The 11,171-nt window shown below is 55.0% G+C and carries 12 protein-coding genes; 3 read left to right on the top strand and 9 right to left on the bottom strand.

What is annotated here, in order from left to right; translation table 11 throughout:
• Both astE and spy read left to right on the top strand, forming a co-directional pair.
• Entirely contained in the window at positions 1 to 996 is a 996-nt protein-coding gene (astE, locus tag AC790_RS11335; RefSeq protein WP_049851844.1) for a succinylglutamate desuccinylase, read from the top strand.
• Between the two features lie 472 nt (positions 997 to 1,468).
• Positions 1,469 to 1,966 (top strand): ATP-independent periplasmic protein-refolding chaperone Spy, encoded by a 498-nt coding sequence (gene spy / locus AC790_RS11330; RefSeq protein WP_049851843.1) that lies wholly within the window; start codon positions 1,469 to 1,471, stop codon positions 1,964 to 1,966.
• Between the two features lie 89 nt (positions 1,967 to 2,055).
• Here the strand turns inward: spy and cho are convergent, their stop codons facing one another.
• The 3 genes from cho to AC790_RS11315 all read right to left on the bottom strand — a co-directional run bounded on the left by cho (position 2,056) and on the right by AC790_RS11315 (position 5,162).
• Entirely contained in the window at positions 2,056 to 2,916 is an 861-nt protein-coding gene (gene cho, locus AC790_RS11325) for an excinuclease Cho (RefSeq protein WP_049851842.1), read from the bottom strand.
• Positions 2,917 to 3,026: 110 nt separating this feature from the next.
• On the bottom strand, positions 3,027 to 3,854 hold the full coding sequence (gene nadE / locus AC790_RS11320; protein WP_007892610.1) for an ammonia-dependent NAD(+) synthetase: 828 nt from the start codon (positions 3,852 to 3,854) through the stop codon (positions 3,027 to 3,029).
• Positions 3,855 to 3,971: 117 nt separating this feature from the next.
• On the bottom strand, positions 3,972 to 5,162 hold the full coding sequence (locus tag AC790_RS11315) for a multidrug effflux MFS transporter (RefSeq protein WP_049851841.1): 1,191 nt from the start codon (positions 5,160 to 5,162) through the stop codon (positions 3,972 to 3,974).
• A 192-nt stretch (positions 5,163 to 5,354) separates the two neighbouring features.
• On the opposite strand from AC790_RS11315, the gene osmE reads away from it, so the two are divergent.
• Positions 5,355 to 5,690 carry an osmotically-inducible lipoprotein OsmE gene (osmE, locus tag AC790_RS11310; RefSeq protein WP_007892614.1) on the top strand — a complete coding sequence of 112 codons (336 nt, stop codon included), beginning with the start codon at positions 5,355 to 5,357 and terminating at the stop codon, positions 5,688 to 5,690.
• A 58-nt stretch (positions 5,691 to 5,748) separates the two neighbouring features.
• Here osmE and AC790_RS11305 read toward each other — a convergent pair whose 3' ends face one another.
• From AC790_RS11305 to hxpB, 6 genes are all read right to left on the bottom strand, one after another.
• On the bottom strand, positions 5,749 to 6,132 hold the full coding sequence (locus AC790_RS11305) for a DUF6515 family protein (protein WP_049851840.1): 384 nt from the start codon (positions 6,130 to 6,132) through the stop codon (positions 5,749 to 5,751).
• Between the two features lie 198 nt (positions 6,133 to 6,330).
• The gene (locus AC790_RS11300; protein ID WP_049851839.1) at positions 6,331 to 7,722 is read right to left on the bottom strand and encodes an L-cystine transporter; all 1,392 of its coding nucleotides are present in this window, start codon (positions 7,720 to 7,722) and stop codon (positions 6,331 to 6,333) included.
• A 153-nt stretch (positions 7,723 to 7,875) separates the two neighbouring features.
• Positions 7,876 to 8,466, bottom strand: a complete 591-nt coding sequence (locus tag AC790_RS11295) for a metal-dependent hydrolase (RefSeq protein ID WP_049851874.1) — start codon at positions 8,464 to 8,466, stop codon at positions 7,876 to 7,878.
• Between the two features lie 140 nt (positions 8,467 to 8,606).
• Positions 8,607 to 9,368, bottom strand: coding sequence for a 2-dehydro-3-deoxy-D-gluconate 5-dehydrogenase KduD (gene kduD, locus AC790_RS11290; protein WP_049851838.1), 762 nt, complete (start codon positions 9,366 to 9,368; stop codon positions 8,607 to 8,609).
• A 13-nt stretch (positions 9,369 to 9,381) separates the two neighbouring features.
• A complete protein-coding gene (gene kduI, locus AC790_RS11285) occupies positions 9,382 to 10,218 on the bottom strand; it encodes a 5-dehydro-4-deoxy-D-glucuronate isomerase (protein ID WP_049851837.1) in 837 nt (278 codons plus the stop codon).
• Between the two features lie 156 nt (positions 10,219 to 10,374).
• Positions 10,375 to 11,043 carry a hexitol phosphatase HxpB gene (gene hxpB, locus AC790_RS11280; protein ID WP_049851836.1) on the bottom strand — a complete coding sequence of 223 codons (669 nt, stop codon included), beginning with the start codon at positions 11,041 to 11,043 and terminating at the stop codon, positions 10,375 to 10,377.
• Positions 11,044 to 11,171: the final 128 nt, after the last annotated feature.

The raw sequence follows: 11,171 nt of genomic DNA, 5'->3' as shown, positions 1-11,171 counted from the left end.
ATGCAGGATTTTTTACAGCAGACCTTGTCTGGTGAACCGCCACAGCAGCGAGAAGGGAGCAATGACCATCTCAGTTGGCAATGGCACAACGAGGGGCTGATGTCCCTCACGCCGCATACTCCAACGCAGCAGGCGCTGGTGCTTTCTGCGGGGATTCACGGTAATGAAACTGCGCCAGTCGAAATTCTCAATCTGTTACTGACGCCGCTGCTCAAGGGCGAAAAGCCGCTGGCAGTGCGCTTGCTGGTTATTTTGGGCAATCCCGCAGCGTTACGCAGCGGCAAGCGCTATCAGCAGCACGATATCAATCGTCTGTTTGGCGGCCGCTGGCAGCAGGTGGCCGATGTCCCCGAAGCGCAGCGCGTGCTGCAGCTGGAGCAAGAGCTGGAGAGTTTCTGGCGCGCCTGTCTCGACCATGAAGTGCGCTGGCATCTCGATCTGCATACCGCGATTCGTGGTTCGTATCATGCGCGATTTGGCGTGATGCCCCTGAATCCCAATCCGTGGCCTGAGGACTTTATGCACTGGCTGGCGGCGGCAGAAATGGAAGCGCTGGTGTTCCATCGTTCATCGGGTGGGACCTTTACCCATTACAGCTGCGAACACCACGATGCGGCGAGCTGCACGCTGGAACTTGGCAAAGCGCTGCCGTTTGGTGAAAACGATCTTAGCCAGTTTAGCGGGGTGCAGCAGGCGCTGGCAGCCTTGCTGTATGGCGATGTCTTGCCGGAGGTCCGCGAACAACCGCGCCATTATCGCGTGTCGCAGCAACTCACCCGGCACGGTGATAAGTTTGTCCTGCATATGGGACCGGAAACCTTGAACTTCACCGCTTTCCCGCAGGGAACGTTACTGGCGGAAGAGGGGGAGCGGCGTTACTTCGTGCAGCAAGCGCGGGAGTATGTATTGTTTCCCAATCCCAACGTGGCGCCGGGATTACGCGCCGGATTGATGCTGGTGGAAGAGAATGAACAGACGCAGGCGCTGGCGCTCTGATTTGCCCTCACCCCAGCCCTCTCCCGCAAGCGGGCGAGGGAGCCGAACGTGCGGTCTGAAAATCCATCCGTCGCTCCACCTAATCATACCCTCTCCCGCTTGCGGGAGAGGGAGCCGAACGTGCGGTCTGAAGATCCATCCGTCGCTCCACCTAATCATTCCCTCTCCCGCTTGCGGGAGAGGGTTAGGTTGAGGGAAAGTAGTACTAACGATCCTGTGCATATTCCGCTATCTGAAAACCGACAATACCGTTACACTCCTCCTTAATTCCTGCGTTTTTCCTTTGATTGTCATAAACTTTTTCAATTCCTCACGCATTTCTTCTCTTTCCCTCCATGATTGCCTGAACTCTGTCTTTTATGCTTTCAGGGCTTTACTCAGCCTCTGAGTAGTTGACGTTCAGCGTCGTATGCTTGTTTCCGAAGACGCGACACAGGCTGTCGTCATTAAACTGATAAATAAGGACAATATTATGCGTAAATTAACTTCTGTGTTCCTGGCTACCGCAATGGCACTGGGTGCCGCCAATATCGTCCATGCAGCGGCAGACAACCTGACTCCGCCACCCGCGGGCAGTGAAAAACCGATGCATAAGCCGCCGATGCGCCATCACGGCATGGAGATGATGTTCAAAGGCCTTAACCTGACTGATGCGCAGAAAGCGCAGATCAAAACCATCCTGCGTGATGGCCATAAAGATATGAAGCGTCCGTCGCTGGAAGAGCGTCGCGCTGACCACAGCATCATCGCTTCAGATACCTTTGACCGGGCCAAAGCTGAGGCGCAGGCCGAGAAGATGACCGCGAATGCGAAAGATCGCGCTCTGCAGATGATGGAGACTCAGAACAAAATTTATAACGTGCTGACACCTGAACAGAAGAAACAATACAACGCGAACTTTGAGAAGCGCTTAACCGAGAAAGGTCCGCACGATGGCAAAACGCCGCCACCGCCGGCTGATGCTGAATAAGTTCTTTCGCTAACTGAATAGAGACCGCCGACGTTGTCCACTGCTTTCGAACTTGCATCGATACTTTGGGCAACGTCGGCGGTTTTGTTTTACAACTCAATCAGCGGGAACACGCCCGATAGCAGCGGGCGACAAAGGATTTTATAGCCGTCATGATCGAAGCCGTGTGAGGCGCGCTGCAGCTGGCGTGCTTCGGCTTCGCTGCTCACCGACCCCAGCCAAAACCAGTGATCGATCACATGGATCTGCGTGATATCTGCACCACGTTCAACCATGCCTACCGGGCCTTGCCATGGCCAACACATGATGCGCATCTGCTCTAACGCGGCATGCAAACGCTGCTGATGCTCAGCGACCGACTCCTTGCCACAGCAAGCACCCGCGCAGCGCTTAAGGGCGGCACGAAAACAGCCGCGCCCTGGACGCAAAGACTCCAGCCCCAGCAAACCGTGACACAGGCGTTGCTCATCGGCGATGGTTTTCAGCTTCTCCAGCGCGGCAAACCGGCTGCGAAACAGGCCGTATAGATTGGGTGAACGCGAGAAGTCGAGATCTTTGGCATACACCACCCGCGGTGCACCTTCGCCTAACTGCAGCGAGCAGAGCTGACGATTTTTGCGCAGACGCTTGTTGAACAGCGGCTGCTGGGTTTTGATCATCTGCGCTTCCAGCAACTGCGCGCCCACATCGCCGGCGGTGGGGATCCAGCTAACGCGCCGCGCCTGACGCAGCATGCTGGCTTCATCTGGCGTGCGAAAATGCGCCATTACCCGACTACGCAGGTTGACGCTTTTGCCGATATACAGCGGCAGATTTTCGCTTTCACCGTGAAAGGTATACACGCCCGGCTGATTGGGTAAGCCTTCCAGCCACTGACGTAGATGTTCAGGATATTGATAGATTGCTGCCGCATCGAAATCGAGGCGGTGGCTGGCTGCACGTCTGACCAAAGCACACTCCGATTACTGGTTGTCCATCCAGTGTATCAAACTGTGCTTTTTCTCGCCAGTCAGCGGTTAGGAGAAAGTTTCCCGCACCGACGGCGGGAAACGGGGCGCGCTTACTTCTTCCAGAAGTCGTCGAACACGGTGATCGGCGGGCGACGTTTATGCTCGGTTTTCAGATACCAGCCTTCAATGGTTTTGGCCGCTGCGGCATCAATGGTTTTGCCTTCCAGATAAGCATCAATTTGCTGATAGGTGACGCCAAGCGCCACTTCATCCTGCAAGCCTGGGCGATCGTCTTCCAGATCGGCGGTAGGATGCTTGAGATAAAGGTGCTCCGGGCAACCCAGCGTTTTTAGCAGCTGTTTGCCCTGGCCTTTGTGCAAGCGGAAAATGGGGTTGATATCGCTGCCGCCGTCACCGTATTTGGTGAAGAAACCGGTGATGGCTTCCGCCGCATGGTCAGTGCCGACCACCACGCCTTTGGTCATGCCGGCGATGCTGTACTGCGCTTTCATACGTTCACGGGCTTTTTCATTACCACGTACGAAATCCGACACGCTAATACCGGCCTCTTTCAGTGCGCGCTCGCTGGCCAGAATCGCTTCTTTGATATTTACCACCAGCGTACGGTCCGGCTGAATAAAGGCCAATGCGTCCTGACAATCCTGCTCATCGGCCTGCACGCCATAGGGCAAGCGGACAGCGATAAAGGTGTAATCGTTATCGCCGCTCTCTTCACGCAGCTCACGAATCGCGGTTTGCGACAGGATGCCGGTGAGAGTGGAATCCTGTCCGCCGCTGATACCGAGCACCAGCGTTTTCAAAAAGGGATGGGCTTTCAGGTAAGACTTCAGAAAATCAACGCTGACGCGGATCTCCTGCTGCGGGTCGATAACGGGCTTAACCCCAAGGGCTTCAATGATTTCCTGTTGCAAAGACATGAATCTCTCCTCAAGTCAGTAGCCTGACGGCACAATGCGAATCATCTGCTAAAGCTAACGCCTCTGTCGGCAAACAACAAGCCGCACGGTTTGTTGTGCGGATTATTTGCTGGCAAATCAGACGTTTTTTGACTTCTGTACTAACAAATTGAACGACACAATCGCTAGCATAAAGCAGCCAAAAATAGTGCCCGTCATGCTCACCACCGACGTGCCACCAAGGCCAGTGATCGGTACGCTGATGGCGCCAAAGGTGAACATGCCCACGCCAATTACGGCGGAAGCACTGCCCGCGCGTTGTCCCTGGCTCTGCATCGCCAACGATGAGGCGGTAGTGGCAATAACACCATTACTGGCAATGGTGAAGAACAGGGCGACCAACAGAATCGGCAGCGTCGCTCCCGTTAGTCCCGCCAGCAGCAAGCAGCTGGATGCGACGAAGGCCAGCGTCAGACCGCCTTTCAATACGCGATATTCGCCCCACAGCGGACACAGGCGCGCACTGGTTTGTGATGCAATAATCAGGCCGAGGCCGTTGGCAGCAAAACAGAAGCTGAAGGCCTGCGGTGTCAGACCATACAGTTGTTGCAGCACAAACGGCGAAGCGCCGATGTAAGCGAACATGCCGGACATCATAAAACCCTGCGTCAGGCAGAAGCCCATAAACTGACGGTGCGTCACCACCTGGCCCAGCGCTGCCCAGGCGGAAAAGATCGAGCCCTGGCTGCGGCGTTCGGCGGGTAAGGTTTCATGCAATTTCCAGCGCGCGAGGAAAATCAACACCACAGCGATACAGCCCAGCACCACAAAGATGCCGCGCCAGTTTAGTACTGTCATTAACGCGCCGCCCAGTACCGGTGCACCAATCGGTGCCAATCCGTTGACCAGCATCAGTAGCGCAAAGAAACGCGTTAATTCATGGCCGCTGTACATGTCACGAGCAATCGCGCGCGACAGTACCGCGCCGCCTGCGCCCGCCAATCCTTCAAACAGACGCGCTATCAGCAACGCGTTGATGTCTTTGGCCAGCGCACAGCCAATTGAGGCAATAAACAGCAGCACCAGCGATAACAGCAGCGGCCGGATGCGGCCAAATTTGTCACTCATCGGCCCAAACAGCAGCTGGCCCGCGCCAAGACCGAGCAGGCCGGCGGTCAAACTCAGTTGCGCGGTGGCGGTTTCCGTTTGCAAATCACGCGCCAGTTCCGGCAGGGCAGGCAGGTAAAGATCGATACAAAGTGGCCCGAGCGCAGCGAGCAGGCCAAGCGTAATGGCATAAGCCAGGCGGTTAGAAGGTGCAGGTGTCATTTATCCTCTGTCTTAATTCATCACTATCGGTATTTTTTCGCGGGGGATTATACGAAGCGTAGCGCGCCAACACAGCATTTTTACGAAAACCTAACGCTTCGGATTTTGGTGAAATTTATCCCATAAAGTTGATAAATCTGGATTTATGTTCCAGGCTTATCTCACATGGACAAAAAAACGAGGAACAACAACATGAATAAAGTGATGGGATGTATCGCTGCCGCTATGACGCTGGCAGCCCTGTCGGGTTGTACGACTTATGACAAAGCTGAAAGCTACGTGACCAAGCCAGTAGTGAAAGATGTGAAGAAAGGGATGACGCGTGATCAGGTGCGCCAGATTGCCGGTCCAGCCTCCACGGAGATCACCATGGTTCACGCGCGTGGTACTTGCCAGACTTATGTCATTGGCGAGCGCGACGGCAAACCTCAGACCTACTTCGTTAGCTATAACGATACCGGTCGCGTGATGAATTATGGCTTCCAGAGCTGTAAAGATTACGATACCGATCCGCAAGCGGCTCAGTAAGCGCAGCAGTAGAATTATAAACGGCCCGTCATTGACGGGCCGTTTTTCGTTGTCGCGCTTATAAACCGTAAGGGCGTGGCACTTCGACATAATCGCCGCCAATCTCGCGCTGGTAGTAATGACCTTCCTGCACGTAGTAGCGCTTGCCGTTGAAATCCAGCACGCGCATCCCGCCGCCGGGCGGCGCTTCAGGCGGCTGGACCACCACGTAGGTGTCGCCCTGACGCTGATAGTAGTTGCCGTTTAGCACGTAATAGGTGAGTCCCCCCAGTAGCACGGCGGTTGCCGCTTCCGGTAAGAAGCGCAACGGGCCCGGGCCGCCCCAATGCGGGCCTCCACCCCAATGTGGACCTGGGCCGGGACCCCAACCGCCGGGATGAGCGAAACTGATAGCTGGCGTTAATAAGGTTAACGCCAGCAGCGAGGCGATAACTTTTTTCATCGGTGATTCTCCTGCTGTGATGAGCAGCAGAATTGGCCTTCCTGAGGGAAAACTCAAGCGAAAAGCCGTCGATTTTTCCTCTGTTTACCACGCTTAACGCTTTCCTGACGCTGGCACCATGATTGGGGCGAATTCGACAGAAAAAGGCAAAAAAAAACGGCAGACCTCGCGACCTGCCGTTATCGGAATCATAAGACGTTAGCGATGCGCCAGTTCGGCGTGCTCGTCGCTCTCCAGCACTTGCTTGTCGGTCAAACCGAGCCAGCGACTGGTCAGTGACCCGGCGGTCATTGAGCCGTTAACGTTAAGCGCGGTACGGCCCATATCGATCAGCGGCTCGATGGAGATCAGCAGTGCGACCAGCGTCACTGGCAGGCCCATCGCGGGCAGCACAATCAGCGCGGCGAAAGTTGCACCGCCACCGACGCCCGCAACACCCGCAGAGCTCAGCGTGACAATCCCCACCAGCGTGGCAATCCACATCGGATCAAACGGGTTGATACCCACCGTAGGCGCAACCATCACCGCCAGCATGGTGGGATAGAGACCCGCGCAACCGTTCTGACCAATAGTGGCACCGAACGAGGCTGAGAAGCTGGCGATAGATTCCGGCACACCAAGACGACGCGTTTGCGTTTCCACGTTCAGTGGAATACTCGCGGCGCTGGAGCGGCTGGTGAAAGCGAAGGTAATCACCGGCCACACTTTACGGAAGAAGCGCATTGGGTTGATGCCGTTGACCGACAGCAGCAGCGCGTGCACAGCAAACATGATCGCCAGGCCGAGGTAAGACGCCACCACGAAACCACCTAACTTGATGATGTCCTGCAGGTTAGAACCCGCCACGACTTTGGTCATCAGCGCCAGCACACCGTACGGCGTCAACTTCATGATCAAGCGCACCAGCTTCATCACCCACGATTGCAGGGTATCGATCGCCACCAGTACGCGCTCGCCCTTAGCCTTGTCATCTTTCAGCAGTTGCAGCGCTGCCACACCGAGGAAGGCAGCAAAAATGACCACGCTAATGATCGAGGTTGGATTGGCACCGGCCATATCGGCAAACGGGTTTTTCGGGATGAATGACAGCAGCAACTGTGGCGTGCTGAGGTCGGCCACTTTGCCCACATAGTTGCTTTGAATCGCACTCAGACGCGCAGTTTCCTGCGCGCCTTGTACCAAACCTTCAGCACTCAGGCCAAACAAGCCGGTCACCATCACGCCGACCAGCGCAGAAATCGCTGTGGTGAACAACAGCACGCCAATGGTCAGTACGCTGATTTTGCCCAACGACGACGCATTATGCAGACGCGCTACCGCACTCAGGATAGAGGCGAACACCAGCGGCATCACAATCATTTGCAGCAGTTGAACGTAGCCGTTACCGACGATGTTGAACCAGCCAATCGATGCTTTTACCGTGGCGCTGTTTTCGCCGTAAATGGTTTGCAGCGCCAGACCGAAGGCCACGCCCAATACCAAACCGGTCAATACGCGCTTTGACAGGCTCCAGCTTTGATTACCAATGCGATTCAGCAGAATCAGCAGCGCGACAAACGCCACGATGTTAATAATTAGGGGAATATCCATGCTCAACTCCAGAAGGTGCTGCGCCATCAGATTATGATGGCGCAGAAAACAGTAAGTCCCCGTTAGGGAATATTGGGAATGTTATCAGTTCAGTGCGGAGCGGGCTTATACCCAAAAAGAATGTTTTATAACTTTATCGCTTGAATTGTCGGGTTATTGACCGTTTTGACCATTAACCAGCCGACCGACGCCATTTTGTAGCGTATTAAACAGCTGTTCCGGCCAACCATTAGCACCAAAAGAGGGCAGCCCGGGTGGGAACCACAGAGCATAACCGACTAATGCCAGGCAAAGCGCACGCTCAAATTGGTTACCTTTCTGGCTATTCAGTATCGGTAAACGGAAGCGCCAGCGGCAGGGCCATAACAAGGGTACGCCCGCTGGCGTTAGCATGTCGGCGACGATATGGCTGAGATAACCCAGCGTCATCCCCTGCAGCACATCGGCGGGGAGAAACCAGTCGGCGGGCACATTGATCTGAAATAGCCATAAGCTGAGCGCCACGGCCAGCAAACTGTGGGTAAAACCGCGATGGCCAAAAGCGCGGGCAATCGGATGCGATAGCCACCTCAGCCGCTGGCCTAATACGGATTTCGGGTGATCGATATCGGGCAGCAGGCAGGTGAGAAGCGCAGCAGGCACTAAATGCCACCAATCGGCACTGGCCATCACTGGCGTCAGTTCCGCGCGCTTGGCAAAAATGGCGCTGGCAATGGCAAAGATAATATGGCCTTCGGCCGTCATGATAAAACCTGGCTGCATAAAACTGTCGATGCATCCAGTATAGGGATTTATCCAGTGAATGAGAATGGTGACGCTGTAACGAAGCGTTAATAATTTTGGCATTCCCGCGCCACAATGACGCGGGAAAAGAACGGGTTAGCTTAGCGTGCTAACCATCCGCCATCGACGGCTAAAGTGTAACCCTGGACATAATCCGAGGCGCTGGAGGCGAGGAACACGATGGGACCCATCATATCGTCCGGCATGCCCCAGCGACCTGATGGAATGCGGCCGAGAATCTCCTCGTTGCGCGATTCGTCACTGCGCAGCTGTTCGGTGTTGTTGGTTGCCATGTAGCCCGGCGCGATGGCATTGACGTTAATGCCGTGTTTCGCCCACTCGTTGGCCATCAGGCGGGTTAATCCCATGACCGCACTTTTCGAGGCGGTATAAGACGGTACGCGAATCCCGCCCTGGAACGAGAGCATGGAGGCGATGTTGATGATCTTGCCGCCGTTGCCTTGCGCGATAAACTGCCGCGCCACCTGCTGCGACAAGAAGAACAGGCTTTTACTGTTGATGTTCATCACATCGTCCCAATCCTGCTCACTGAAGTTAAGTGCGTCTTCGCGGCGAATAATGCCGGCATTATTAACCAGAATGTCGATACGCCCGGCCTGTGCGACAGCCTGTTGCACAATCTGTGGCACGACGGCGGGTTTAGTGAGATCGGCCTGAATTGACCAGAAGCGACGGCCTAACGCCTCGACTTTGGCCTGGGTATCATCTGGCCCCGCGCGATTGACGCCAATAATGTCACAGCCCGCTTGCGCCAGCCCGAGTGCCATGCCCTGGCCTAATCCGGTGTTACAGCCGGTCACCAGCGCGATTTTGCCTTCAAGATTAAATGCGTTGAGTATCATGCTTCGCTCCTTGTTAGCGCAGCGCGCTGATGTTGACGTGATCCATGTCATCGAACACCTGGTTTTCACCCACCATGCCCCAGATAAAGGTATAGCGTTGCGTTCCAACGCCAGCATGAATTGACCAGCTGGGTGAAATCACCGCCTGTTCGTTGTGTACTAATAAATGACGCGTCTCCTGCGGCTGGCCCATCATATGAAACACGGCGCTGTCATCGGCCATATCAAAGTAGAAATAGACCTCCATACGCCGCTCGTGGGTGTGGCACGGCATGGTATTCCACAGATTGCCGTCATCGAGACGCGTTAGTCCCATTGTCAGTTGGCAAGTCGGCAGCACGTCCGGCACGATGAATTTATTGATGGTGCGACGATTGGAGGTGGCGGCATCGCCTAAGGTGGCTTTTACGGCCTCGTCGAGGGTGATTTTCTTGTCTGGAAAGTGAGTATGTGCTGGCGCGCTGTTGTAGTAAAACTTCGCAGGCTGATGAGCATCGCTACTGCGAAAAATGACGCTCTGTGCACCTTGTCCCACGTACAGCGCTTCCTGTTGGCCAATCTCCCAGGTTTTGCCGTCTACCTCAATGACACCTGGCCCACCAATATTGATGACACCCAGTTCGCGGCGCTCAAGGAAGTAGCTGACGCCCAACTGTTTACCCACTTCATGACCGATGGTCACCGCTTTATGCACCGGCATTACGCCGCCGATGATGATGCGATCGATATGGCTGTAAGTCAGGGTGTAGTTATCGGCGTCGAAAATTTTTTCGATAAGAAACTCGCGGCGTAAACCGGTGGTATCCAGGGATTTGGCATGATCGCTGTGAATGCTTTGACGTACGTCCATCTCAGGCCTCTCAAGAGTCAAAGGAATGGTCCCGATGCGGGTCTTCGGGCATCTTAGGCAGGATGAGACATGAATTCAATAAAAATGAAACGATGTTTTATTTATTTGCGTGATCGATCAACTTGCATAAAAAAGCCCGCGTTGAGCGGGCTGCGATTAACCGTGCAGATGTTCAGGTCTGAGTTGGGTAAGATCCGTAAGAATGACGTTGGCCAATGACCAGCGCGCATCGTCACGATGGTCGGGCGCGGGCACCACAATCGAACGCATCCGTGCGGCTTTGGTCGCAATCATGCCGTTGAAAGAGTCTTCCAGCGTGACGCAGTTGAGCGGATCAATACCTAATTTGGCTGCGGCGTCGAGATAGACCTGCGGATGCGGCTTGCTGTAGGGCAACGCTTCGGCGGAGGCCAGCACATCAAAGTATTTCCGCAAGTCGAACATCGCCAACACGCGTTCCAGCATGTGCAACGGTGAGGCGGAGGCAAGGCCAATTTTCAAACCTTGCTGCTGGCACAATTGCAGCGCCTGTTCCACGCCGGGCAGCAGTGGCCGCGTCTCTTCCACCAGCGCCAGTGCGCGGGCGATAATGCGATTGGTCACTTCCTGCTGATCCGGCCCCTGCCACGGCAACGCTTCGAACCACATACGTACGGTTTGATCGATGCGCAGGCCTAACGTATCCGGCAATTCGTGGCGGCGGGTGATATCCACACCGAGGCTGGCGAAAATATCCAACTCTGCCCGATCCCATAGCGGTTCGGAGTCGATTAGCAATCCGTCCATATCAAAAATGGCGGCCAATACAGGACGACGATATGACATACAACAGCTCCCTTTGAAATTTGGTTTACCTTAGCATGAGACCTGCAGAAAGCCGACTGACGGCAGGCCACGCATTTTTCAGGAAAAATGGCGTTAGTGCAGGTAGACTTAGGCAAACTATTTTTGGT

Source organism: Pantoea sp. RIT-PI-b (assembly GCF_001187905.1).
Classification (GTDB): Bacteria; Pseudomonadota; Gammaproteobacteria; order Enterobacterales; family Enterobacteriaceae; genus Pantoea; species Pantoea nemavictus.
Note: the sequence above shows the minus strand (reverse complement) of the source record. Positions and strands in the feature narration are given on the sequence as shown.

Coding starts and splice junctions, on each gene's coding strand:
- astE (WP_049851844.1), top strand. CDS start 1: ATGCAGGATTTTTTACAGCAGACCTTGTCTGGTGAACCGCCACAGCAG.
- spy (WP_049851843.1), top strand. CDS start 1,469: ATGCGTAAATTAACTTCTGTGTTCCTGGCTACCGCAATGGCACTGGGT.
- nadE (WP_007892610.1), bottom strand. CDS start 3,854: ATGTCTTTGCAACAGGAAATCATTGAAGCCCTTGGGGTTAAGCCCGTT.
- AC790_RS11315 (WP_049851841.1), bottom strand. CDS start 5,162: ATGACACCTGCACCTTCTAACCGCCTGGCTTATGCCATTACGCTTGGC.
- osmE (WP_007892614.1), top strand. CDS start 5,355: ATGAATAAAGTGATGGGATGTATCGCTGCCGCTATGACGCTGGCAGCC.
- AC790_RS11305 (WP_049851840.1), bottom strand. CDS start 6,132: ATGAAAAAAGTTATCGCCTCGCTGCTGGCGTTAACCTTATTAACGCCA.
- AC790_RS11300 (WP_049851839.1), bottom strand. CDS start 7,722: ATGGATATTCCCCTAATTATTAACATCGTGGCGTTTGTCGCGCTGCTG.
- AC790_RS11295 (WP_049851874.1), bottom strand. CDS start 8,466: ATGACGGCCGAAGGCCATATTATCTTTGCCATTGCCAGCGCCATTTTT.
- kduD (WP_049851838.1), bottom strand. CDS start 9,368: ATGATACTCAACGCATTTAATCTTGAAGGCAAAATCGCGCTGGTGACC.
- kduI (WP_049851837.1), bottom strand. CDS start 10,218: ATGGACGTACGTCAAAGCATTCACAGCGATCATGCCAAATCCCTGGAT.
- hxpB (WP_049851836.1), bottom strand. CDS start 11,043: ATGTCATATCGTCGTCCTGTATTGGCCGCCATTTTTGATATGGACGGA.